General features: G+C 71.1%; 14 protein-coding genes and 1 tRNA gene. 11 read left to right on the top strand and 4 right to left on the bottom strand.

Annotation, left to right across the window (positions count from 1 at the left end):
* Positions 1-305: 305 nt before the first annotated feature.
* Positions 306-378, top strand: a tRNA-Thr gene (locus tag ACY34K_RS11480).
* Between the two features lie 49 nt (positions 379-427).
* Here ACY34K_RS11480 and ACY34K_RS11475 read toward each other — a convergent pair.
* A complete protein-coding gene (locus ACY34K_RS11475) occupies positions 428-3,079 on the bottom strand; it encodes a SpoIIE family protein phosphatase (protein WP_462746078.1) in 2,652 nt (883 codons plus the stop codon).
* A 328-nt stretch (positions 3,080-3,407) separates the two neighbouring features.
* Here ACY34K_RS11475 and ACY34K_RS11470 point away from each other — a divergent pair, with 328 nt between their 5' ends.
* From ACY34K_RS11470 to ACY34K_RS11425, 10 genes are all read left to right on the top strand, one after another.
* Complete coding sequence (locus tag ACY34K_RS11470; protein ID WP_462746077.1) at positions 3,408-8,924, top strand: HAMP domain-containing protein; 5,517 nt, start codon at positions 3,408-3,410, stop codon at positions 8,922-8,924.
* A 244-nt stretch (positions 8,925-9,168) separates the two neighbouring features.
* A complete protein-coding gene (locus ACY34K_RS11465) occupies positions 9,169-9,843 on the top strand; it encodes a response regulator (RefSeq protein WP_462746076.1) in 675 nt (224 codons plus the stop codon).
* 123 nt (positions 9,844-9,966) lie between these two features.
* Positions 9,967-12,756 (top strand): DNA translocase FtsK, encoded by a 2,790-nt coding sequence (locus ACY34K_RS11460; RefSeq protein WP_462746075.1) that lies wholly within the window; start codon positions 9,967-9,969, stop codon positions 12,754-12,756.
* A 208-nt stretch (positions 12,757-12,964) separates the two neighbouring features.
* Positions 12,965-13,786, top strand: a complete 822-nt coding sequence (locus tag ACY34K_RS11455; RefSeq protein WP_462746074.1) for a helix-turn-helix domain-containing protein — start codon at positions 12,965-12,967, stop codon at positions 13,784-13,786.
* Between the two features lie 287 nt (positions 13,787-14,073).
* Positions 14,074-15,588, top strand: a complete 1,515-nt coding sequence (gene rimO, locus ACY34K_RS11450) for a 30S ribosomal protein S12 methylthiotransferase RimO (RefSeq protein ID WP_462746073.1) — start codon at positions 14,074-14,076, stop codon at positions 15,586-15,588.
* Positions 15,585-16,250, top strand: coding sequence for a CDP-diacylglycerol--glycerol-3-phosphate 3-phosphatidyltransferase (gene pgsA, locus ACY34K_RS11445; RefSeq protein WP_462746072.1), 666 nt, complete (start codon positions 15,585-15,587; stop codon positions 16,248-16,250). Before rimO ends, pgsA begins: the two co-directional genes overlap by 4 nt.
* The gene (locus ACY34K_RS11440; protein WP_462746071.1) at positions 16,247-16,768 is read left to right on the top strand and encodes a CinA family protein; all 522 of its coding nucleotides are present in this window, start codon (positions 16,247-16,249) and stop codon (positions 16,766-16,768) included. The genes pgsA and ACY34K_RS11440 overlap by 4 nt, the downstream gene beginning before the upstream one ends.
* Before the next feature lie 109 nt (positions 16,769-16,877).
* Positions 16,878-17,261 carry a helix-turn-helix domain-containing protein gene (locus tag ACY34K_RS11435; protein WP_462746070.1) on the top strand — a complete coding sequence of 128 codons (384 nt, stop codon included), beginning with the start codon at positions 16,878-16,880 and terminating at the stop codon, positions 17,259-17,261.
* Between the two features lie 212 nt (positions 17,262-17,473).
* Positions 17,474-17,944: a Dps family protein gene (locus tag ACY34K_RS11430; protein WP_462746069.1), complete on the top strand. Its 471-nt coding sequence runs from the start codon at positions 17,474-17,476 to the stop codon at positions 17,942-17,944.
* A gap of 138 nt (positions 17,945-18,082) precedes the next feature.
* A complete protein-coding gene (locus ACY34K_RS11425) occupies positions 18,083-18,367 on the top strand; it encodes a hypothetical protein (protein WP_462746068.1) in 285 nt (94 codons plus the stop codon).
* Here the strand turns inward: ACY34K_RS11425 and ACY34K_RS11420 are convergent.
* The 3 genes from ACY34K_RS11420 to ACY34K_RS11410 are packed head-to-tail and all read right to left on the bottom strand — an operon-like array spanning position 18,315 to position 24,578.
* Positions 18,315-19,079, bottom strand: coding sequence for an SDR family NAD(P)-dependent oxidoreductase (locus tag ACY34K_RS11420; RefSeq protein ID WP_462746067.1), 765 nt, complete (start codon positions 19,077-19,079; stop codon positions 18,315-18,317). The genes ACY34K_RS11425 and ACY34K_RS11420 overlap by 53 nt on opposite strands.
* Positions 19,080-19,111: 32 nt before the next feature.
* Positions 19,112-19,921, bottom strand: a complete 810-nt coding sequence (locus tag ACY34K_RS11415; protein WP_462746066.1) for an Fpg/Nei family DNA glycosylase — start codon at positions 19,919-19,921, stop codon at positions 19,112-19,114.
* Between the two features lie 37 nt (positions 19,922-19,958).
* Complete coding sequence (locus ACY34K_RS11410; protein ID WP_462746065.1) at positions 19,959-24,578, bottom strand: ATP-dependent helicase; 4,620 nt, start codon at positions 24,576-24,578, stop codon at positions 19,959-19,961.
* Positions 24,579-24,606 lie beyond the last annotated feature (28 nt).

The raw sequence follows: 24,606 nt of genomic DNA, 5'->3' as shown, positions 1-24,606 counted from the left end.
CGCGTTCAGGGGTGGCTTGAGAGCTTCTGCGTCGGAGCCTCGGCCAACCCCATCGGTTTCAAACGCCGTTGAATGTCTGCGTCGCAACTCTCGGCACCCACCCTTGTTGCCCTGCTGCTGCCCGCGCCGCAGTCGACAGCGGCAACAACCGCGTCGGCGCGGCGACTTCTCCGTGCCGAACCGCATCCTTCTGTGGGTGGAGCGGCACCCGGGACAGTCCGGAAGAGCGGCTGGTTAGGAGCACCGACACTTTCGGGGTATGATCTATTCCGTTGCCGAGGGGGAAACCCCACAGCGACAAGCCGGCCCCTATAGCTCAGTCGGCAGAGCGTCTCCATGGTAAGGAGAAGGTCAACGGTTCGATTCCGTTTGGGGGCTCCGAAAAAGAAGAAGGCCCCCGCCCAAGTGGCGGGGGCCTTCTTCGCGTTCAGCTCGTGTGGGGCTCCGGAACGCGCATCGCGAGGATGGCCATGTCGTCGGAGGCCGGCTCCGCGGCGAAGCGTTCGACCGCGCGCAACACGCGGGCGGTGACCGCACCGGCGGTCAGGCCCGTGCACGTCGTGAGGACGTCGGCGAGGCCGTCGTCGCCCAGCATGCGGGTGCCCTCGCGGCGTTCCGTGACGCCGTCCGTGACGCACAGCAGGACATCGCCCGGGGCCAGGGTGACCGTCTGCTCGTACAGCTCCAGGTCCTCCATCACACCCAGCAGCGGCTGCGGTTCGGCCGCCGCCTCGACCGTGCCGTCCTGGCGCAGACGGAGCGGCAGGGGATGCCCGGCGCAGACGACCTTGAGGACGGCGCTGCCGTCCTCCTGCGGCCACAGCTCGCCGTACAGGAGCGTGAGGAAACGGCTGCGGGCTCCCTCGTCGAGGATCGCGGCGTTGAGGCGCTCCAGGACGGCCGGGCCGCCGAAGCCCTCGCGGGCCAGCAGACGCAGCGCGTGACGGGCCAGGCCGGTGACGGCCGCGGCCTCCGGACCCGTGCCGCAGACGTCGCCGATGGCGAAGCCGTACGCGTTGTCATGGATCGGGAAGAGGTCGTAGAAGTCGCCGCCGACCTCATTGCCCTCGCCGGCCGCGCGGTAGATGACGTCGACCTCGACGCCGGGGATCTGGGGCAGGCCAGGGGGCAGCAGACTGCGCTGGAGGGACTGGCTGATCGCCATGCGCTCCGAGTACAGGCGGGCGTTGTCGAGGGCGAGGGCGGCCCGGCGGGAGAGGTCCTCGGCGAGCTCCAGGATCTCCTGGCGGAAGTGGTCGTCGGAGGGCTTCCCGAGGGTGAGCATGCCGATGACACGGTTGCGGGCCACCAGGGGGAGGACGACCGTCTCGCCGCCGACGGCGGCCGCCGTGGCGAGGGTCGTGCCGATGCCGGACGAGAGGGGCGTGGAGCCGAGGCCCAGCTCACGCATCGAGGTCCGCAGGGCGGCCTGGTGGGCGGCGTCGGCGGGCGCCGTCCAGATCCGGGCTCCGGGCGACAGCAGCGGCTCCGGCGGGGGGATCTTCGACAGGAGGGCCTTCAGGCCGTCGATGCGCTCCTCGTCCTCGTGGAGGACGTACGAGAGATACGGGTCGGAGGCCTGATCGGCGATCGTGTAGACGGCGCACCAGGTCGCGAGCGTGGGCACGGTCATCTGCGCCATGAGGGCCAGGGTCTGGTCGCGGTCCAGAGTGCCGGCCAGGAGGTCGGAGGCCTCGACGAGGAAGCTCAGGGAGCCGCGGCGGAGGCGTTCGAGCTCGCCGAGGCGGGCGGACTCGACGGCCAGGGCGATGCGGTCGGCGGCGAACTGGAGACGGAGGGCCTCCTCGTTCGAGTAGCGGTTGGCGGCTTCGGCGGCGACACCCAGGGAACCGGTGAGACGGCCCTCGACCTTGAGCGGGACCGTGACGACCGAGCGCATGCCGGTGCCGTTGAGCAGCGGGACGGCGCCGGGCACGGCTGCGAGGTCCTCGTGGACGGCCGGCATGCGGGCGGAGGCGTACCGGCCGGTGCCGGACTCGACGGGAACGCGGGCGAACCGCTGGCGGGCGGAGGGGAGGCCGGTGGTGGCGCGCACCTCCAGCTCGGTCTCGTCGTCGGTGGCCAGCAGCAGGAAGGCCGAATCGCCGTCCAGCATGTCGCGGGCGCGCTCGACGGTGCGCTGGAGGAGGCCGTCCAGGTCGTCGGGGGCGGGGGAGCCGATGAAGACCTCGAACGGGTCGCTGCTGCGGTTGTCACTGCCGGAATCGGAGACCGGAGTGCGCGGCGGGGACTGAAGGACCGCGCGTTCGTAGTCCCGCACCAGGAGACAGACCGTCGACGGTTCCCCGTTGGTGTCCCGTACGCGCAGGTGGGAGGCGTAGACGGGGATCACGCGGCCGTCGTTGCCGCGCAGGCCGTAGCTGCCTTCCCAGCGGGACAGCCGGAGCGCCTCGGCCAGACCGGTGCCGATGCCGGGGGTGTGCGGCCAGGCGGCGAAGTCGCCCAGTGGCTTGCCGACGACTTGGTCGGCGGCGTACCCGAAAAGGGCCTCGGCGTCCTCGTTCCAGGCCGTGATGGCGCCGTTGCGGTCGATCTGGGCGACCGCGACGCGGACCCGTTCGTCGGCCACCGGGAGGAGCTCGGTGGGCAGCGCGGGGCCGGCGGAGCGGGTGCCGACGCGGCGCTGCGGCAGGTCGAGCTGGAACCACACCTGCTTCTGGGTGGGGGAGTACTCGACGCCCCAGCGGGAGGCGAGGGCGGCGCACAGCAGCAGTCCGCGGCCGTTCTCGCGGTCGGGGCTGCCCAGGGAGCGGCCGGTGCCCTGGAGGGGGACCTCGCGTTCGGGGTAGCGATCGGCGACCTCGACGCGCACCCCCTCCTCCGTGCGCAGGCACAGGACGTCCGCGGCGGTGCCGGCGTGGATCACGGCGTTGGTCACGAGTTCACTGGTGAGGACTACGGCGTCGTCGACGACGTCGGTGTACCCCCAGCCCTGGAGAGTGTCCCGGACAAAGGCCCGCGCGGTCGCTACGGACCGCCCCACAGGCTCGAAGCTGGCGGCCGCCCGCGCGGTGATCACAGAACTCCTCGTACGCGTCTCGACGCCCGGCTCTGCCATGATCGGCCCTGCCCCTCCCGGTGCCCGCTGGTCGTGCTGCGCCGCACCGCCCCCGCCGGGCGGACCGGGGCGGTTGGACAGCCGGATGCCAGGTTACTTACCTTCGCAGTCCGGGTGGATGGTGGTCACGGCTGTTTCCGTCCCCCGAGGGTGGGGACGTTATGCGAAGCTGCCGAACTGTTATGGCCTCGTACGGACGTGGTGAAACACTGGGAAGGCTTCCAGAGGCAGCCGGACTGGCAATGCCGGAGAAGTGCGGTAATGCCAGAGAAGTACTGAGCAGTACCCGAGCAGTACCCGAACGGTCAACCCCTGCGGGAGGGACACGGTGGAGTCTGGCGTGACGGCGCGGGGCGGCAGCACGCGCGCGAAGGGCGGACGGTCCCGGAGCGGCGGGACGGTCGAGGTGGACGCCGCTGCCCTGGAGCGGCTGCTGGCGGCCCTGGCGTCGATGCGGGACGGCAATTTCCGCAAGCGCCTGACCGTGACCGGTGACGGCGTCATGGCGGAGATCTCCGCGGTCTTCAACGAGGTCGCCGACCGCAAGCTGCATCTGACCGGGGAGCTGTCACGGGTCCGGCGGATGGTCGGCCGTGAGGGCAAGCTGTCCGAGCGGCTGGAGGTGGGGGCCAGCGAGGGCGCGTGGGCGCAGGCCATCGAGGCCGCGAACGCGCTGGTGGACGATCTGACGCGGCCGGTCTCCGAGGTCGGCCGGGTGCTGTCGGCGGTCGCCGAGGGCGACCTGGACCAGCGGATGGAGCTGCGCTCGGAGAGCGCCGACGGGGCGGCGAGGCCGCTGCGGGGCGAGTTCCTGAAGGTCGCGCGGACGGTCAACAACCTGGTCGACCAGCTGTCGGCGTTCACCGACGAGGTGACGCGGGTGGCGCTGGAGGTCGGCACCGAGGGCAAGCTGGGTGGCCAGGCCCAGGTGCGCGGTATGTCCGGTTCGTGGAAGGACCTGACGGACTCGGTCAACACCATGGCGTACCGGCTGACCGCTCAGGTGCGTGACATCGCCCTGGTGACGACCGCCGTCGCCAAGGGTGATCTGTCGCGCAAGGTCACCGTCCACGTCGCCGGTGAGATGCTGCAGCTGAAGAACACCGTCAACACGATGGTGGACCAGCTGTCGTCGTTCTCCTCCGAGGTGACCCGCGTCGCACGCGAGGTGGGTACGGAGGGTGAGCTCGGCGGTCAGGCCGAGGTGCCGGGTGTGGCCGGTGTGTGGAAGGACCTGACCGACTCCGTCAACACGATGGCGGGCAACCTCACGTCCCAGGTGCGGGGCATCGCCGAGGTGACGACGGCGGTCGCGAACGGCGACCTGTCACAGAAGGTGACCGTGAGTGCGCGCGGTGAGGTGGCGCAGCTCGCTGACACGATCAACCAGATGACGGAGACGCTCCGGACGTTCGCCGACGAGGTGACGCGCGTGGCGAGCGAGGTCGGTGCCAAGGGTCTGCTCGGCGGTCAGGCGCAGGTGCCGGGCGCGGCGGGGACCTGGAAGGACCTCACCGACTCCGTCAACACCGTCTTCCGCAACCTCACCACCCAGGTGCGTGACATCGCGCAGGTGACGACGGCGGTCGCCAACGGTGATCTGTCGCAGAAGGTCACCGTCGATGTGGCCGGCGAGATGCTGGAGTTGAAGAACACCGTCAACACGATGGTGGACCAGCTGTCGGCGTTCGGGTCCGAAGTCACGCGTGTGGCGCGGGAGGTCGGGGTCGAGGGCCGGCTGGGCGGTCAGGCGGAGGTGCCCGGCGCGGCCGGTACGTGGAAGGACCTCACCGACTCGGTGAACACGGCGTTCCGCAACCTGACCGGTCAGGTGCGTGACATCGCGCAGGTGACGACGGCGGTCGCCAACGGTGATCTGTCGCAGAAGGTCACCGTCGATGTCGCGGGCGAGATGCTGGAGTTGAAGAACACCGTCAACACGATGGTGGCGCAGCTGTCGTCGTTCGCCGACCAGGTGACGCGGATGGCGCGAGACGTGGGCACGGAGGGCCGGCTCGGCGGCCAGGCCCGGGTGGACGGTGTCTCCGGTACGTGGAAGGAGCTCACCGACTCCGTCAACTTCATGGCGGGGAACCTGACTTCCCAGGTGCGTCAGATCGCCCAGGTGACGACGGCGGTGGCGCGCGGTGATCTGTCCCAGAAGATCGACGTGGACGCCCGGGGCGAGATCCTGGAGCTGAAGAACACCATCAACACGATGGTGGACCAGCTGTCCGCGTTCGCCGAGCAGGTGACGCGGGTGGCCCGCGAGGTGGGCACGGACGGGCGGCTCGGCGGGCAGGCGCAGGTGCCGGGTGTGGCCGGTGTCTGGCGCGACCTGACGGACTCGGTGAACGGCATGGCCGGGAACCTGACCGCCCAGGTCCGCAATATCGCCCAGGTCGCCACGGCGGTGGCGCGCGGTGATCTGTCCCAGAAGATCGATGTGGACGCCCGGGGCGAGATCCTGGAGCTGAAGAACACCCTCAACACGATGGTGGACCAGCTGTCCAACTTCGCCGAGCAGGTGACGCGGGTCGCCCGCGAGGTGGGCACCGAGGGCATCCTCGGAGGTCAGGCGGAGGTGCAGGGCGTCTCCGGTACCTGGAAGGACCTGACCCAGTCCGTCAACTCGATGGCGAACAACCTCACTTCCCAGGTGCGCAACATCGCGGAGGTGACCACCGCCGTCGCCAAGGGCGACCTGTCCAAGAAGATCACCGTCGACGCGCGCGGTGAGATCCTCGACCTGGTCACCACCGTCAACACGATGGTGGACCAGCTGTCCAACTTCGCCGACGAGGTGACGCGCGTCGCCCGCGAGGTGGGCACGGAGGGCATCCTCGGCGGTCAGGCCCGGGTGCGGGGCGTCACCGGCATCTGGAAGGACCTGAGCGACAACGTCAACGTCATGGCCAACAACCTGACCTCCCAGGTGCGCAACATCTCCCGGGTGTCGTCGGCCGTCGCCAACGGCGATCTGACGAAGAAGGTGACGGTCGAGGCGCGCGGCGAGGTCGCCGAGCTCGCCGACACGGTCAACACGATGGTGACGACGCTGTCGTCGTTCGCCGACGAGGTGACGCGTGTGGCGCGTGAGGTGGGCACGGAGGGTGAGCTGGGCGGTCAGGCCCGGGTGCCGGGAGTCTCCGGCACCTGGAAGGACCTGACCGAGTCGGTGAACTCGATGGCGTCCAACCTGACCGGCCAGGTGCGCCAGATCGCCACGGTCACCACCGCCATCGCCAAGGGCGATCTCACCAAGAAGATCGACATCGACGCGCGCGGAGAGATCCAGGAGCTGAAGAACACCATCAACACGATGGTCGACCAGCTCTCCTCGTTCGCCCAGGAGGTCACCCGTGTGGCCCGTGAGGTGGGCACCGAGGGCATCCTGGGCGGCCAGGCGCGTGTGCGGGACGTCGACGGCACCTGGCGCGACCTGACCGAGTCGGTGAACGAGATGGCCGGGAACCTGACCCGGCAGGTGCGCGCCATCGCGGCCGTCGCCACGGCGGTGACCCGCGGTGACCTCAACCTCAAGATCGACGTGGACGCGGCGGGCGAGATCCAGGTCCTCCAGGACAACATCAACACGATGATCGCCAACCTGCGGGACACCACCCTCGCCAACGAGGAGCAGGACTGGCTGAAGGGCAACCTGGCCCGTATCTCCGGTCTGATGCAGGGCCGCCGCGATCTCGACGACGTGGCGTCGCTGATCATGAGCGAGCTGACGCCGGTCGTCTCCGCCCAGCACGGCGCCTTCTTCCTGGCGATGCCCACGGGCGGCGGCGGGGAACTGGAGGTGCCCGGAGACAGCTCGTACGAGCTGGTCATGCGCGGCAGCTACGGCTACTCGGCCGGCTCGATGCCCACGTCCTTCCGTCCGGGCGAGACGCTGATCGGCACGGCGGCCGAGGAGAAGCGGACCATCCAGGTCAATGTGCCGCCGGGCTATCTGAGGATCTCCTCCGGCCTCGGTGAGGCCGCGCCCGCGCATGTCGTCGTGCTGCCGGTGCTCTTCGAGGGCAAGGTGCTGGGTGTGATCGAGCTGGCGTCGTTCCAGCCCTTCACCCAGATCCAGCGCGACTTCCTCAACCAGATCGCCGAGATGATCGCGACCAGCGTCAACACCATCAGCGTCAACACCAAGACCGAGGTGCTGCTGAAGCAGTCGCAGGAACTGACCGAGCAGCTGCGGGAGCGGTCGGCCGAGCTGGAGAGCCGGCAGAAGGCGCTGCAGGACTCCAACGCGGAGCTGGAGGAGAAGGCCGAGCTGCTGGCGCAGCAGAACCGCGACATCGAGGTGAAGAACACCGAGATCGAGGAGGCCCGGCAGGTGCTGGAGGAGCGGGCCGAGCAGCTCGCCGTCTCCATGCGGTACAAGTCGGAGTTCCTGGCGAACATGTCGCACGAGCTGCGTACGCCGCTGAACTCGCTGCTCATCCTCGCGAAGCTGCTCGCGGACAACGCCGAGGGGAACCTGTCACCGAAGCAGGTCGAGTTCGCCGAGACCATTCACGGGGCGGGATCCGACCTGCTCCAGCTGATCAACGACATCCTCGACCTGTCGAAGGTCGAGGCGGGCAAGATGGACGTCAGCCCGACCCGGATCGCGCTGGTGCAGCTCGTCGACTACGTCGAGGCGACGTTCCGGCCGCTGACGGCGGAGAAGGGGCTCGACTTCTCCGTACGGGTGTCCCCGGAGCTGCCGGCCACGCTGCACACCGACGAACAGCGGCTGCTGCAGGTGCTGCGCAACCTGCTGTCCAACGCGGTGAAGTTCACCGACAGCGGGGCGGTCGAGCTGGTGATCCGGCCGGCGAGCATGGATGTGCCGCAGTCGATCCGGGAGCAGCTGCTGGAGGCGGGTTCGCTGCGCGACCCGGAGGCCGATCTGATCGCCTTCTCGGTGACGGACACGGGTATCGGCATCGCGGCGAGCAAGATGCGCGTGATCTTCGAGGCGTTCAAGCAGGCCGACGGCACGACCAGCCGCAAGTACGGCGGTACGGGCCTGGGGCTGTCGATCAGCCGGGAGATCGCCCGGCTCCTGGGCGGCGAGATCCACGCGGCGAGCGAACCGGGCCGCGGCTCGACGTTCACCCTCTACCTGCCGCTGCACCCGAGCGAGCTGCCGCCGCAGGGCTACCCGCAGGCCCCCGGATCGGACCCGCAGCTCGGCGTGGCCGACCAGGGAGGCCTGGACGGGGCGGCGCAGCAGGGCGCCGGGTCCGGGCCGGTAGCCGGTGGCCGCTCCGGCGCGGGCGCGTTGTTCCGGCACAGGCGGCGGGCGCTGAGCGGGACGGAGCAGCGGCCCGCGCTGCCAGGGCAGGGGAGCGCCGCACCGGCGTCCGCCGATCGGCCCACCGCGCAGTCCGCCGCGCCCAACGGCGCCGCCGCGCCGCAGGAGGCGTGGCCGGCGGCCGGCCAGGAGCTGCAGGAGCCCCGGCGGAGTTTCGAGTTCGGCGGCGAGAAGGTGCTGATCGTCGACGACGACATCCGCAATGTCTTCGCGCTCACGAGCGTGCTCGAGCAGCACGGGCTGTCGGTGCTCTACGCGGAGAACGGGCGCGAGGGCATCGAAGTCCTGGAACAGCACGACGATGTGACGGTCGTACTGATGGACATCATGATGCCCGAGATGGACGGGTATGCCACGACGACCGCCATCCGCCGGATGCCGCAGTTCGCCGGTCTGCCGATCATCGCGCTCACGGCGAAGGCGATGAAGGGCGACCGGGAGAAGGCGATCGAGTCCGGCGCCTCCGATTACGTTACGAAGCCGGTGGATCCGGATCATTTGCTCTCGGTGATGGAGCAGTGGATGCGCGGAGAGTGATCGGTGGTGGGGCCAATCCTGGTGTTTTGCTGACTGACTGTGGTCGAAGGCGTGTGAGGCGACGGCATTCGGGGAACCTTCTGGTCTCCCACCGCGTTTCTGCTACGTGCACAGTGACATCGCGGTGACAGGGTGTGGTGACAGGCGGGGTGCGGCTACCATGACCGGCACAAGGACGGACGGCGCAAGGGAGTCGTCCCCTGGGGCGGCGCCCGGCCAACTGCCGGGGCGAGGAGGACGGGCCATGGTGCAGAAGGCCAAGATCCTCCTGGTCGATGACCGACCGGAGAATCTGCTGGCGCTGGAGGCCATCCTCTCTGCGCTCGATCAGACACTGGTGCGGGCATCGTCAGGGGAGGAAGCGCTCAAAGCGCTGCTGACGGACGACTTCGCGGTCATTCTGCTGGACGTCCAGATGCCAGGAATGGACGGATTCGAGACCGCCGCGCACATCAAGCGTCGGGAACGGACACGGGACATCCCGATCATCTTCCTGACCGCGATCAACCACGGCCCGCACCACACCTTCCGGGGGTACGCCGCGGGGGCCGTCGACTACATCTCCAAGCCGTTCGACCCCTGGGTGCTGCGCGCCAAGGTCTCCGTCTTCGTCGAGCTTTATATGAAGAACTGTCAGCTGCGTGAGCAGGCCGCGCTGCTGCGGCTCCAGCTCGAGGGCGGCGGTCAGGGCCCGGCCAAGGAGTCCGCCGGCCTCCTCGCCGAACTGTCCGCCCGGCTCGCGGCAGTTGAGGAGCAGGCCGAGGCGCTCTCCAAGCAGCTCGACGACGACTCGGCGGACGCCGCCGCGGTCGCCACGGCCGCCCATCTGGAGCGCAAGCTCACCGGGCTGCGCAGGGCGCTGGACGCGCTGGAGCCGGGCACCGGAGGCAGCTCGTCCGGCCTTCCCTCACCCAACTGACCGGCCCTGCAAGCACCGTCCGCATGAGCAGACGTCAGTTCGCGTGCACGTCCAGGGCGACACGAACGGGTGAAGCGGAAGTCACGCGTGTCCCCCGCGGCGCACACCGGTAACCTCACCACCATGGCCTCACGTACGTCCGGCAAGGGTTCCCAGGGCACGGCGGGCACCGCGAAGCCGCGCGCCGGCCGTACGACCGGCGCCCCGAAGAAAGCGGCGCCCGCCAAACCTCCCGCGAAGAAGACCGCCGCCAAGAAGACCGCACCGAAGAAGGCCACTCCGGCCAAGAAGGCCGCGGCCAGGAAACCCGCCCCCACGCCCGCGCCGTCCCCGACCGGGGGTGTGTACCGCCTGGTGCGCGCCCTCTGGCTCGGGCTCGCCCACGCGGTCGGCGCCATGTTCCGCGGCATAGGCCGCGGCGCCAAGGGCCTCGATCCCGCCCACCGCAAGGACGGCCTCGCGCTGCTGCTGCTCGGCGTCGCCCTGATCGTCGCGGCCGGCACCTGGGCCAACCTGCGCGGCCCGGTCGGCGACCTCGTCGACATGCTGGTGACCGGCGCCTTCGGCCGGCTCGACCTGCTTGTCCCCCTACTCGTCGGCGCCATCGCGATCCGGCTGATCCTGCACCCCGAGAGGCCCGAGGCCAACGGACGCATCGTGATCGGGCTGTCCGCGCTCGTCATCGGCGTCCTCGGGCAGGTCCACATCGCGTGCGGATCACCCGGACGGGGCGAGGGCGGCGAGGCCGTGCAGGACGCCGGCGGCCTGATCGGATGGGGCGCATCCCAGCCGCTGGTCTTCATGATGGGCGAGGTCCTCGCCGTACCGATGCTGGTCCTGCTCACCGTCTTCGGGCTGCTCGTCGTCACGGCGACCCCCGTCAACGCCATCCCGCAGCGGCTGCGTGCCCTCGGCGCGCGCCTCGGCATCGTCGAGCCCCACGACCAGGAGCCGGGCCAGGACGACGAGCGGTACGAGGAGCAGTGGCGCGAGGCGCTGCCCGCCCGGTCCCGCCGGCGTGGACCGGCCGCCGGCGCCCACGATCCGGACGAGGCCGAGGAAGAGGCCCTCGCCCGGCGCAGGAAGCCCCGGAAGACCGCCGCGCGCTCCACACCCCCCGAGCCTCTGTTCGACCGCCCCATGGACGCGGTGGACGTCGCGGCGGCAGCGGCGGCGGCCCTCGACGGAGCCGTCCTGAACGGGATGCCGCCCTCGCCGGTCGTCGCCGACCTCACCCGGGACGTCAGCGGCGACCGCCGACAGGCCGCCGAGGCCGCCCGCGCCGCCGCCCCCGTACCGCCCGCACGCGACGCCGGGGACGCGAGAACGGCCGGGGCCCGGCAGGACGGGCTGGTGCCCGACCTGACCAAGCCCGCGCCCGTACGCGACGGGTCACAGGGCCTGCCCGCACGCGCCGAGCAGCTCCAGCTCTCCGGGGACATCACCTACTCCCTGCCCTCGCTGGACCTGCTGGAGCGCGGCGGGCCCGGCAAGACCCGCAGCGCCGCCAACGACGCCATCGTCGCCGCGCTCACCAACGTCTTCTCCGAGTTCAAGGTCGACGCCGCCGTCACCGGCTTCACCCGCGGTCCGACGGTCACCCGCTACGAAGTGGAGCTCGGCCCGGCCGTCAAGGTCGAGCGCATCACGGCCCTCACCAAGAACATCGCGTACGCCGTCGCCAGCCCCGACGTGCGGATCATCTCTCCGATCCCTGGCAAGTCCGCCGTCGGCATCGAGATCCCCAACACCGACCGCGAAATGGTCAACCTGGGCGACGTGCTCCGGCTGGCCGACGCCGCCGAGGACGACCACCCGATGCTCGTGGCGCTCGGCAAGGACGTCGAGGGCGGCTATGTGATGGCCAACCTGGCCAAGATGCCGCACGTGCTGGTGGCCGGCGCGACCGGCTCCGGCAAGTCGTCCTGCATCAACTGCCTGATCACTTCGATCATGATAAGAGCGACTCCCGAGGACGTGCGGATGGTCCTCGTCGACCCCAAACGGGTCGAGCTCACCGCGTACGAGGGAATCCCGCACCTGATCACCCCGATCATCACCAACCCCAAGCGGGCCGCCGAGGCGCTCCAGTGGGTGGTGCGCGAGATGGACCTGCGCTATGACGACCTCGCGGCGTACGGCTACCGGCACATCGACGACTTCAACGCCGCCGTGCGCGCCGGCAAGGTCAAGCCCCCGGAGGGCAGCGAGCGCGAGCTGCAGCCCTACCCGTACCTGCTGGTCATCGTCGACGAGCTCGCCGACCTGATGATGGTCGCCCCGCGGGACGTCGAGGACGCCATCGTCCGGATCACCCAGCTGGCCCGCGCCGCCGGCATCCATCTGGTGCTCGCCACCCAGCGGCCCTCCGTCGACGTCGTCACCGGCCTGATCAAGGCGAACGTGCCCTCGCGGCTCGCCTTCGCCACCTCCTCGCTCGCCGACAGCCGGGTCATCCTCGACCAGCCGGGCGCCGAGAAGCTCATCGGCAAGGGCGACGGGCTGTTCCTGCCCATGGGGGCCAACAAGCCGACCCGTATGCAGGGAGCCTTTGTCACCGAGGAAGAGGTCCAGGCGGTCGTACGGCACTGCAAGGACCAGATGGCCCCCGTCTTCCGGGACGACGTCACCGTCGGCGGCAAGCAGAAGAAGGAGATCGACGAGGAGATCGGCGACGACCTCGACCTCCTCTGCCAGGCCGCCGAGCTCGTGGTGTCGACCCAGTTCGGTTCCACGTCGATGCTCCAGCGCAAGCTTCGCGTCGGCTTCGCCAAGGCCGGCCGGCTCATGGACCTGATGGAGTCCCGCAGCATCGTGGGACCCAGCGAGGGGTCCAAGGCGCGGGACGTGCTTGTCAAACCGGATGAGCTGGATGGAGTACTCGCCGTCATCCGTGGGGAGTCGGACACGTAAGGATGACTCACTCGTAAGGGAATCGTGAGCAACCGTTTCCCCCTGCCGTACGTCAAGTTGGAGGGAGGGACGGAGAATAGTTGTCCCGCCCTTGGATGCCCGGCCATTCCGATGGCGTACAAAGTGCATCCGCCCGGTTGCTCCACCCTTTCGTACCACCCATAGACTGAACCTCCAGCAGGTGGTTACACGCTCGAAAGGCGCCCTCGTGTCCATCGGCAACTCCCCCGAAGACGACCGTCCTTCGACCCCCGAAGACGCCGTGCCTTCGATCGGTCGCGCCCTCCAGCAAGCCCGTATCGACGCAGGTCTGACCGTCGAGGAGGTCAGCACCTCCACCCGCGTGCGCGTTCCGATCGTGCACGCCATCGAGGAGGACGACTTCTCGCGGTGCGGCGGTGATGTGTACGCCCGTGGCCACATCCGCACGCTCGCGCGTGCGGTCGGCCTCGACGCCGGCGCACTGGTCGACCAGTACGACGCCGAGCACGGTGGCCGGCCCGCGCCGACGCCTGCCGCGCCGCTGTTCGAGGCGGAACGTATCCGCCCGGAGCGACGCCGGCCCAACTGGACCGCCGCCATGGTCGCGGCGATCGTCGCCGTGATCGGCTTCGTCGGCTTCACCATGTTCAACGGCGACGGCGGCTCCAGGAGCAACCAGGTCGCCGAGGGCCCGGCGCCGGCACAGAAGCACACCAAGAAGCCGAGCGCGCCCAAGCCGCCGGCGCCGCCCGCGCCCGCCGAGAGCGCCATCGCCGCCGTCCCCAAGGACAAGGTGACGGTCAAGCTCACCGCCGTCGACGACAAGAGCTGGATCTCCGCGAAGGCCCGCGACGGCAAGCTGCTCTTCGACGGCCTCCTCCTCAAGGGTGACTCCAAGACCTTCCAGGACGACGAACGGCTCGACCTGATCCTCGGCAACGCCGGAGCCATCGAGCTCTTCGTCAATGGCAAGAAGGTCGAGGACGAGTTCGAGGCGGGCCAGGTCGAGCGCCTGAGCTACACCAAGGGCGACCCCCAGGTCGGCTGACGCGAGGGCTCGGCCGCCCGGGGGTCGGGTGGCCGCCCAGCAGGACGAGGGCGCCGGGGCGAGCGAGGTGAAGTGGGTCCCCCGCCGACGGCAGGGGGCGCGCGGGCTTCCCCGAGCGCGCACAGTCGTGAGGCGCGAGCGAACCGGGCACGAGTGGCACCTCCCGCGCCCGTGGGGCGCAGGGGCGATCGGCCGTCCCGACCGGCAGCACGCGCCCTGGAGGCGGGGGTGAGCCCCGAGAAGGGGGAGCGACGGGGGTACGGCTGGGACAAAGTAGTCTTGAGTCCATGCCCGAACGCCGTACCGTCGCCCTTGTCACTCTTGGCTGCGCCCGTAACGAGGTGGACTCGGAGGAGCTCGCAGGCCGCTTGGCAGCGGACGGCTGGGAGCTCGTCGAGGAAGCCGCAGACGCGGATGTCGCAGTCGTCAACACCTGCGGGTTCGTGGAGGCCGCCAAGAAGGACTCCGTCGACGCCCTGCTGGAAGCCAATGACCTGAAGGATCATGGCAGAACCCAGGCCGTCGTCGCGGTCGGCTGCATGGCCGAGCGGTACGGCAAGGAGCTGGCGGAAGCCCTGCCGGAGGCCGACGGGGTGCTCGGCTTCGACGACTACGCGGACATCTCCAACCGCCTCCAGACCATCCTCAGCGGCGGCAGTGTGGAGGCCCACACACCGCGTGACCGGCGCAAGCTGCTGCCCCTGAGCCCGGTGGAGCGCCAGTCCGCCCCGGGTGTCGCCCTGCCGGGCCACGCCCAGGCAGGTTCCGGTTCTCTGCCGCAGGCAGGGGACGCGCCGCAGGAGAGCGCCCCCGCCGACCTCCCCGAGGGCCTCGCGCCCGCCTCGGGCCCGCGCGCGCCGCTGCGCCGCCGTCTGGACACCAGCCCGGTCGCCTCGGTGAAGCTGGCTTCCGGCTGCGACCGCCGCTGCTCGTTCTGTGCGATCCCCTCGTTCCGCGGCTCCTTCATCTCGCGCCGCCCGAGCGATGTGCTGGGGGAGACCCGCTGGCTGGCCGAGCAGGGCGTGAAGGAGATCATGCTGGTCTCCGAGAACAACACCTCGTACGGCAAGGACCTGGGCGACATCCGTCTTCTGGAGACCCTGCTGCCGGAGCTCGCCGCCGTCGACGGCATCGAGCGGGTGCGGGTCAGCTATCTGCAGCCGGCCGAGATGCGGCCGGGTCTGATCGACGTGCTGACGTCGACCGAGAAGGTGGCGCCCTACTTCGACCTGTCGTTCCAGCACTCGGCGCCGACCGTGCTGCGCTCCATGCGGCGCTTCGGCGACACCGACCGGTTCCTGGAACTGCTCGACACGATCCGCGGCAAGGCGCCGCAGGCCGGTGTGCGGTCCAACTTCATCGTCGGCTTCCCCGGCGAGAGCGCCGAGGACTTCGCCGAGCTGGAACGCTTCGTCACACACGCCCGGCTCGACGCCATCGGTGTGTTCGGCTACTCCGACGAGGAGGGCACCGAGGCGGCCACGTACGACGGAAAGCTGGACCAGGACGTCGTCGACGAGCGCCTGGCGCATCTGTCGCGGCTCGCGGAGGAGCTGACCGCGCAGCGCGCGGAAGAGCGACTCGGAGAGACCCTGGAAGTACTGGTCGAGTCGGTCGACGACTCGGTGGACGGGGACGGCGCCGTCGGGCGCGCCGCCCACCAGGCGCCGGAGACCGACGGGCAGGTGATCTTCACCTCGACCGACGGGCTCGCACCGGGCCGTATGGTCGTGGCGAAGGTCGTGGGTACGGAGGGCGTCGACCTGGTGGCCGAGTGTCTGGCTGAGGAGGCGGGCAGATGACCGGAGTGCCGGCATCCGCCGCGGGCGGTAGGGGTAGGCCGACGCCCGGCGGCAAGCTGGGCGCTGCGGCCGTCAACCAGGCCAGCCTGTGGAACATCGCGAACATCCTTACGATGATGCGCCTGGTGCTCGTGCCGGCCTTCGTGGTGCTGATGCTCCAGGACGGCGGGTACGACCCGGCCTGGCGCGCCTGGGCCTGGGCGGCGTTCGCCGTCGCCATGATCACCGACGTCTTCGACGGCCATCTGGCGCGTACGTACAACCTGGTCACCGACTTCGGGAAGATCGCCGACCCGATCGCCGACAAGGCGATCATGGCGGCGGGGCTGATCTGCCTGTCGGCGCTGGGCGACCTGCCCTGGTGGGTGACCGGTGTGATCCTCTTCCGTGAGCTGGGGATCACGCTGATGCGCTTCTGGGTGATCCGGCACGGCGTCATTCCGGCCAGCCGTGGCGGCAAGCTGAAGACCCTGGCACAGGGCACCGCGGTGGGCATGTACGTGCTCGCGCTGACCGGTGCACTGGCCACACTCCGCTTCTGGGTGATGGCGGTCGCGGTCGTGCTGACGGTCGTCACGGGCCTCGACTACGTGCGCCAGGCGGTGGTGCTGCGACGCAAGGGGCTCGCGGAGGAGCGTGCCGCGGCGGAGCCGCCGCGATGAATGCCGCCGCGCGGGCGCTCACGCTCCTCGCTGAGCGTAACCAGACCGTCGCCGTGGCGGAGTCCCTCACGGGCGGTCTGGTGGCCGCGGAGCTCACCTCGGTGCCGGGCGCCTCACAATCCTTTCGCGGGTCCGTCACCGCGTATGCGACGGTGCTCAAGCGCGATCTGCTCGGGGTGGACGAGACCCTTCTGGCGGAGCGCGGGGCGGTGGATCCGGATGTCGCACTGCAGATGGCGGTAGGTGTGCGGACCCGTCTGGGGGCCGGATGGGGGGTCGCGACGACCGGTGTCGCGGGCCCCGAACCGCAGGACGGACAGCCGGTGGGGACGGTCTTCGTGGCCGTCTGCGGACCAGCCGGCGGACCACTCGGCGCGGGGAAAGTCCTCGCGCTGCGATTGAACGGCGACCGTGCGGAAATCCGTAGAGAGAGTGTACGGAGCGTGCTGGAACTGCTCGCGGACCAACTCTCGGAAAATGCGCGGGCACAGGATACGGAACAGAACGGGGGGAATTGATGTTTACAGCCCTGAGTGAACACGACATCGCTCCCCGCACGGCCGCAGCGCGAGGCGGTACGGTGGGGCGTGAAGGATGCGGCTACGCGGTCCGAGGAGGGAGCCACCGATGATTCTGCTCCGTCGCCTGCTGGGTGACGTGCTGCGTCGGCAGCGCCAGCGCCAGGGCCGTACTCTGCGCGAAGTCTCCTCGTCCGCCCGAGTCTCGCTCGGCTATCTCTCCGAGGTGGAGCGGGGGCAGAAGGAGGCGTCCTCCGAGCTGCTCTCCGCGATCTGCGACGCGCTTGACGTACGGATGTCCGAGCTCATGCGAGAAGTGAGCGACGAGCTCTCGCTGGCTGAGCTGGCCGAATCGGCAGCGGCGAGTGAGCCGGTGCCTGTGCCAGTACGCCCGATGCTCAATTCTGTGTCCGTGACGTCGGTGGCCGGTGTGCCGACGGAACGGGTGACCATCAAGGCGCCAGCGGAGGCGGTGGACGTCGTCGCGGCCTGATCACGGTCTCCGCGCGGATGCGGGGACGGGGTCGTTCCGGCGACCTCAGGTTGTGCGGCTCGCTTTTCGAGCTCACGTTTTGGGCTGAGCCCCGGTCGGGTACCCGAGTGCCGACCGGGGCTTTCGCATATCCCGAATGCCCCTTTTGGATCGATTGTGTAATGGTGGAGATGCATGCGGTCATGGCCCGCATGCCGGAATGGAGGATTCGGATGACTGTCGTCAAGAGCTCCCTGTCCGACGCCGACCTGAAGGTGGTCGGTGAAGCTCTGCAGGGCGCACTGGTCGACCTCGTCGACCTGTCGCTGGTGGCCAAGCAGGTGCACTGGAACGTGGTCGGGCCGCGCTTCCGCTCCATCCACCTCCAGCTGGACGACGTCGTGATGACCGCCCGGCAGCACTCCGACGTCATGGCCGAACGCGCCGCGGCGCTCGGCGTCAACCCCGACGGCCGGGCCGCGACAGTCGCATCGGGGAGCGCGATCAAGTCCGTGCCGGAGGGATGGATCAAGGACATCGATGCCGTACGGATCCTGGTCGACGCGCTCGGCGCGGTGATCGGGCGGATGCGGGGACGCGTCGCCGCCACCGACGAGCCGGACCCCGTGACGCAGGACCTGCTGATCGGGCTCACCGCCGAGCTCGAGAAGCACGCCTGGATGTTCCAGGCCGAGAGCGTGTAAAGCGGGCCAGTCCCGGGGCGCCCGAGCGCGCTTTCACGCTGGATGCGCCGGGAGCACTCCGGTGCGCCCTGCCGCCCGGCCGGTGCGCCCTCCCGCCGGGTGATCGCGCCGGTCTAGCGTCGACCGGAGGAGGCGGCGATGGTAAGGCGACGGGTCCTGCGGCCGGCGCTCGCGCTGGTGCTCGGCGGACTGTGGTGGTGGGCGGTGCTGCGGCTGGCACTGGCGCCCGAACAGGCGGGGCTCGTCGAGGGAACCGTGGCCGCCGGCGGCTGGGGGCTCAGCCTGCTGCCCGTCCATGTGGCCTCGGCGCGTGCGCGCACGGTACGAGTACCCGTGGCGTTGGCGCGGTGGAGGGGCTGGTTCGACCCGCCTACCAGGGCATGGTCACCCCGCCGTTGGGGCGCACGATCTGACCGGTCGTGAAGGAGGCGGCGTCCGAGGCCAGATGGAGCACCGCGTGGGCGATGTCCTCCGGCTCGCCGACCCGGCCGAGCGGTGACATCCGGGCCATCGCCGACTCCACGCGCTGTCTGTCCGCGGCCTGGTGGCGCTCCGTCATGGGCGTACGGATCCAGCCGGGTGCGACGGCGTTGACCCGTATGCCGTGCGGGCCCGCCTCCGCGGCCAGTGTCCTCGTCAGCTGGACGACCGCCGCCTTCGCCGCGCTGTAGCAGAGCAGGCCCGGGCTCGCCGCGTCCACCGCGCCCGAGGCCATCGTGATGATGGAGCCGGGTGTGCCGGTGGCCAGCATGGAGCGCGCCGCCTCCTGGCACGCGTACAGAACTCCCTTGAAGTTGACGGCGAGGACCCGGTCGAGGTCCTCGTCCGCCGTCTCGAGGACCGTGCTGGTGTGCATGATGCCGGCGACGGCCGCCATCACGTGGAGGGTGCCCGTGCTCTCCACCGCGTCCCGCAGCGCGGCGCGGTCGGTCACATCCAGGGCGTGGGTGTGGGCCGTGCCGCCCAGCTTGGTGATCAGCCCGCGGGTCTCCTGCAGGCCCACCTCGTCGCGGTCGGCGCCGTGCACCGTGGCCCCTGCCTCGGCGAGCAGGACGGCGGTGGCGCGGCCGATGCCGCTGGCGGCTCCCGTGACGAACGCGGTGCGGCCGGTGAGGTCGTACGCCGAGAGGGGCATGCGGGGACGGTACGACCGTATCTGACGGTCCGTCAACGGGGCGGTTCCGGCGGCACCGGACCCTCCTGACAGCCCGGGCACCAATAGGAAACGCGCTCCCGGTCCGACTCCTCCCACCGGCGGATCGGTGTCCCGCAGCGGTAACAGGGCTGCCGGCGGCGGCCGTAGACGTACAGCCTCCGGTCGGGACGGTCGCCCGGCACCGTACGGCGGTCGAACCGTTCCTTGTTGGCCTCCAGGAGGCGGTGCGCGGTCGCGACCAGGCGCCGGGGAACGCCGGGCGGCAGCTCGCCGACCGGGAACCACGGCGTGACACGGGCCAGGAACGCCAGCTCGCACTTGTAGACATTGCCGATGCCGGCGAGGTTCCGCTGGTCCAGGAGCGCCTCGCCGAGCGGGCGGGCCGGATCGGCGCACACCCGCCGTACCGCCTCCTCGAAGTCCCAGTCCGGGCCCAGCAGATCCGGGCCCAGATGACCGACGACCTTCGCCTCGTCATTGGTGCGGATCAGCTCCAGGATCGGCAGACGGTAGCCCACCGCCGTGTGCGCCGTGGTCGCGAGGATCGCCCGGATCTGGTGTTCGGGTCCGCCGTTCCACCGCTCGTCCGGCGCGTACAGGCGCCAGGAGCCGTCCATCCGGAGGTGCGAGTGCAGCGTGAGCCCGCCCTCGATGCGGGTCAGCAGGTGCTTGCCGCGCGGGGTGACGTCCAGCAGCGTCCGGCCGGTCAGGTCCGCGGTGGCGAAGCGCGGCACCCGCAGATCGGACCGGGTCAGGAGCCGGCCCGCGAGGGCGGTGTGCAGCCGGCGGGCGGTCAGCCAGACGGTGTCTCCTTCGGGCATGCGTCCATGATGCGGGACCCGGCGGGCACCGCGACGGCTATGCGCGCAGTCGCAGGCCCCGCGGAGTGGCGTGGAAACCAGCCGCCTCCAGGGAGCGGGAGAGCGGTGACGTGAGGGCCGCCTCGCCGTTGATCCGCTCCACCGTGACCGTGCCGAGGGAGCCCGCGCGGGCCGCTTCCGCGAGGGCGACGGCGGCCGCCGCGAGGACCGGATCGTCCGGCTCGACGGGCCAGGACAGCAGGGTCTTGCCGCCACGCTCCATGTACAGCGCGAGCTCGCCGTCCACCAGCACGACGAGGGAGCCCGCCTTACGGCCGGGCTTGTGGCCGGCCCCGGTCGGCGGCTCGGGCCAGGACAGCGCGGAGCCGTACGCGTTGGCCGGGTCCGCCGCGGCCAGGACCACCGCGCGCGGCGCGGCGGACCCGTCGGCACGGTCGCGGGCGTTCGCCGCCGCGCGCAGCCGGTCCACGGCGCCGTCCATCGCGAACTGGGCGGCGCCGAGGCCCTCGACGACATAGCCGCGGCGGGCCTGGCCGCTGTCCTCGAACGCGGACAGCACGCGGTACGTCGCCGAGAAGCCGCCCTCGACGCCCTCGGCGGCGACCGCGCCGCGGGTTACCACGCCGTGCCGGTCGAGCAGCGTGCGGGCCAGCGCGTGCGCCCGATGGGTGGGCTCCGGCTCGGGAGGCGGCAGAAGCGACCAGCGCCCGCTGACGGTCGGCGGACCGGATCGGGACGCCGTACGAGCCGCCCCCGCGAGCGCGCCGTACCGCCCGCGCGGGACGGTGCGCCTGGCGCGGTGGGCGGTCGAACCGGCTGTCCGGCCCGAGCCGAGCATCGCCCGCAGCGGCGCCAGGGTGTCGTTGGTGAGCCGCCCGGACCAGGCCAGGTCCCACAGGGCGTCCGCAAGCTGCGGATCCGTCGCGTCGGGGTGGGTGGTGGCGCGGACCTGGTCGGCGATCTGCCGGAAGAACAGGCCGTACCCACCCGACAGGGTGGTGAGGACCGACTCGTGGAGGGCGGTGAGCTCCAGCGGGTGCGGTGCCGGCAGCAGGAGCGGCGCGGCGTCCGCGAGATAGAGCGAGACCCAGCCGTCCTTGCCGGGGAGCGCGCCCGCGCCCGCCCAGACGACCTCGCCGGTGGTGGTCAGTTCGTCGAGCAGCCCCGGGCTGTAGCCGTTGACGCGGGAGGGCAGGATCAGCTTTTCGAGCGCGGAGGCGGGGACGGGGGCGCCCTGCAGCTGCTCGATCGCCCGCGCCAGGCCGTCGATACCGCGCAGGCTGTTGCTGCCCAGGTGCTGCCACTGGGGGAGGAACGTGGCGAGCGCGGTCGGCGGGACCGGTTCGAGCTCGTGCCGCAGAGCCGCCAGGGAGCGTCGACGGAGCCGCCGCAGCACGGCCGCGTCGCACCACTCCTGGCCGATGCCGGAGGGGTGGAACTCGCCCTGCACGACCCGGCCGGCGGCGGCCAGCCGGTGCAGCGCCCCGTCGGTCACCGCGCTGCCGAGGCCGAAGCGGGCCGCCGCCTGGGCGGAGGTGAAGGGGCCGTGGGTGCGGGCGTACCGCGCGAGGAGGTCGCCCAGAGGGTCCTTCACCGGCTCGGTGAAAGCCTCGGGGACGCCGACCGGGAGAGCGGTGCCCAGGGCGTCGCGCAGCCGGCCCGCGTCCTCGACGGCCGCCCAGTGGTCCGCCCCCGCGATCCGGACCCGGATCGCCCGCCGTGTCCCGGCCAGGTGCGGGGCCCAGTCCGCGTCGGCGCCGCGCTCGGACAGCTCGGCGTCGGTGAGCGGACCGAGGACGCGCAGCGCGTCCGCCACCCCCTCCACGTCCTTGACGCGGCGGTCCTCCGTCAGCCACTGCAGCTCGCTCTCCAGCTCGGTCAGCACCTCGGCGTCGAGGAGCTCGCGCAGCTCGGCCTGGCCCAGCAACTCCGCCAGCAGGCGCGAGTCCAGGGACAGCGCGGCGGCCCGCCGCTCCGCGAGCGGGGAGTCGCCCTCGTACAGGAACTGGGCGACATAGCCGAAGAGCAGCGAGCGGGCGAACGGCGACGGCTCGGGGGTCGTGACCTCGACCAGACGAACGCGGCGCGCCTCGATGTCGCCCATCAGCTCCCGCAGCCCGGGGACGTCGAACACGTCCTGGAGGCACTCGCGGACCGCTTCCAGGACGATCGGGAACGAGCCGAACTCGCTCGCCACCTGGAGCAGCTGTGCGGCGCGCTGACGCTGCTGCCACAAGGGCGTTCGTTTCCCCGGATTGCGGCGGGGCAGCAGCAGGGCGCGGGCCGCGCACTCGCGGAACCGGGAGGCGAACAGCGCGGAGCCGCCCACCTGGTCGGTGACGATCTGGTCCACATCGCCCTTGTCGAACAGGACGTCCCCGGCGCCGACCGGTGCCTGCTCGCTGTCGTACTCCAGGCCCGGCACGGCCGGGTCCTGGTCGAGCAGGTCCAGGCCCATCAGGTCCGCGTCGGGCAGCCGCAGCACGATGCCGTCGTCGGCGTGCATCACCTGGGCGTCCATGCCGTACCGCTCCGTGAGCCGGGCGCCCAGCGCCAGCGCCCACGGGGCGTGCACCTGGGCGCCGAACGGCGAATGCACCACCACCCGCCAGTCGCCCAGTTCGTCGCGGAACCGCTCGACGAGGATCGTCCGGTCGTCCGGGACGTGCCCGCACGCGCGGCGCTGCTCGTCGAGGTAGGCCAGCACATTGTCGGCCGCCCACGCGTCAAGTCCCGCGGCCAGCAGCCGCAGCCGCGCGTCGTCCGGCTCCAGGGCACCGATCTCGCGGAGGAAGGCGCCCACCGCGCGGCCCAGCTCCAGCGGCCTGCCCAGCTGGTCGCCCTTCCAGAACGGCAGCCGCCCCGGAACACCCGGCGCGGGCGACACCAGTACCCGGTCGCGCGTGATGTCCTCGATCCGCCACGAGGACGTGCCGAGTGTGAACACGTCGCCGACCCGCGACTCGTACACCATCTCCTCGTCGAGCTCGCCGACCCGGCCGCCGCCCTTCTTGGGATCGGCCCCGGCCAGGAACACACCGAACAGGCCCCGGTCGGGGATGGTGCCGCCGGAAGTGACGGCGAGGCGCTGAGCGCCCGGGCGGCCGGTGACGGTACCGGCGACCCGGTCCCAAACCACGCGGGGACGCAGCTCGGCGAACGCGTCGGAGGGATAGCGGCCGGCCAGCATGTCCAGGACCGCGGTGAACGCCGACTCGGGCAGCGAGGCGAACGGCGCCGCCCGCCGGACCACCGCCAGCAGATCGTCGAACTGCCAGGTGTCCAGGGCGACCATGGCGACCAGCTGCTGGGCGAGGACGTCCAGCGGATTGGCCGGGATGCGCATCGACTCGATGGACCCGCTGCGCATCCGCTCGGTGACCACCGCCGCCTGCACGAGGTCACCGCGGTACTTGGGGAAGACCACACCGGTGGAGACCGCGCCCACCTGGTGTCCCGCGCGGCCCACGCGCTGCAGGCCGGACGCGACGGACGGCGGCGACTCGACCTGGACCACCAGGTCCACCGCACCCATGTCGATGCCCAGCTCCAGGCTGGAGGTGGCGACCACGGCGGGCAGCCGGCCCGCCTTGAGGTCCTCCTCCACCAGGGCGCGCTGCTCCTTGGAGACGGAGCCGTGGTGGGCCCGGGCCAGCAGCGGTGGGGCCCCCTTGGCCGCGCCCGACTGGGCCATCAGCTCCGCGGGCGACCCGTCCTCGGGAAGGGCCTCGCCGGTCGCGCGCTCATAGGCGATCTCGTTGAGCCGGTTGCACAGGCGCTCCGCGAGCCGGCGCGAGTTGGCGAAGACGATCGTGGAACGGTGCGCCTGCACGAGATCGGCGATCCGTTCCTCCACGTGCGGCCAGATCGAGGGCTTCTCGCCGGGGTCGGAGTCGGTGGCCGGGGAGCCGCCCAGCTCGCCGAGGTCCTCCACGGGCACGACCACCGACAGGTCGAACTCCTTGCCGGACTTCGGCTGGACGATCTCCACCCTGCGCTGCGGGGACAGATAGCGGGCCACCTCGTCCACCGGGCGGACCGTCGCCGAGAGGCCGATCCGGCGCGCCGGGCGCGGCAGCAGCTCGTCCAGCCGCTCCAGGGACAGGGCGAGGTGGGCACCCCGCTTCGTACCCGCCACGGCGTGCACCTCGTCGACGATCACCGTCTCCACACCGGACAGCGCGTCGCGCGTCGCGGAGGTGAGCATCAGGAACAGCGACTCGGGTGTGGTGATCAGGATGTCCGGCGGCCTGGTGGCCAGTGAGCGCCGCTCGGCGGCGGGCGTGTCACCGGAGCGGATGCCCACCCGCACCTCGGGCTCGGGCAGCCCGAGCCGCACCGACTCCTGCCGGATGCCGGTGAGCGGGCTGCGCAGATTCCGCTCCACGTCGACCGCGAGCGCCTTCAGCGGGGAGACGTACAGCACCCGGCAGCGCTTCTTGGCGTCCGCGGGCGGGGGAGTGGACGCGAGCCGGTCCAGGGCGGCCAGGAACGCGGCCAGCGTCTTGCCCGACCCGGTCGGGGCCACGACCAGCACGTCCGAGCCCTCCCCGATCGCCCGCCAGGCTCCCTCCTGGGCCGCGGTGGGCGCGCTGAAGGCCCCCGTGAACCAGCCGCGGGTCGCGGGGGAGAAGGAGTCGAGCGCAGTCCTGGCCATGCCCCCCATCGTGCACCCGGCCACTGAC

The sequence above is a fragment of the Streptomyces sp. STAM6 genome (genome assembly GCF_054963715.1).
Note: the sequence above shows the minus strand (reverse complement) of the source record. Positions and strands in the feature narration are given on the sequence as shown.

What these genes read in the sequence shown, in the direction of transcription:
- ACY34K_RS11475 (WP_462746078.1), bottom strand. Translation starts at nt 3,079, where the DNA reads ATGGCAGAGCCGGGCGTCGAGACGCGTACGAGGAGTTCTGTGATCACC.
- ACY34K_RS11465 (WP_462746076.1), top strand. Translation starts at nt 9,169, where the DNA reads ATGGTGCAGAAGGCCAAGATCCTCCTGGTCGATGACCGACCGGAGAAT.
- ACY34K_RS11460 (WP_462746075.1), top strand. Translation starts at nt 9,967, where the DNA reads ATGGCCTCACGTACGTCCGGCAAGGGTTCCCAGGGCACGGCGGGCACC.
- rimO (WP_462746073.1), top strand. Translation starts at nt 14,074, where the DNA reads ATGCCCGAACGCCGTACCGTCGCCCTTGTCACTCTTGGCTGCGCCCGT.
- pgsA (WP_462746072.1), top strand. Translation starts at nt 15,585, where the DNA reads ATGACCGGAGTGCCGGCATCCGCCGCGGGCGGTAGGGGTAGGCCGACG.
- ACY34K_RS11440 (WP_462746071.1), top strand. Translation starts at nt 16,247, where the DNA reads ATGAATGCCGCCGCGCGGGCGCTCACGCTCCTCGCTGAGCGTAACCAG.
- ACY34K_RS11435 (WP_462746070.1), top strand. Translation starts at nt 16,878, where the DNA reads ATGATTCTGCTCCGTCGCCTGCTGGGTGACGTGCTGCGTCGGCAGCGC.
- ACY34K_RS11430 (WP_462746069.1), top strand. Translation starts at nt 17,474, where the DNA reads ATGACTGTCGTCAAGAGCTCCCTGTCCGACGCCGACCTGAAGGTGGTC.
- ACY34K_RS11425 (WP_462746068.1), top strand. Translation starts at nt 18,083, where the DNA reads ATGGTAAGGCGACGGGTCCTGCGGCCGGCGCTCGCGCTGGTGCTCGGC.
- ACY34K_RS11420 (WP_462746067.1), bottom strand. Translation starts at nt 19,079, where the DNA reads ATGCCCCTCTCGGCGTACGACCTCACCGGCCGCACCGCGTTCGTCACG.
- ACY34K_RS11415 (WP_462746066.1), bottom strand. Translation starts at nt 19,921, where the DNA reads ATGCCCGAAGGAGACACCGTCTGGCTGACCGCCCGCCGGCTGCACACC.
- ACY34K_RS11410 (WP_462746065.1), bottom strand. Translation starts at nt 24,578, where the DNA reads ATGGCCAGGACTGCGCTCGACTCCTTCTCCCCCGCGACCCGCGGCTGG.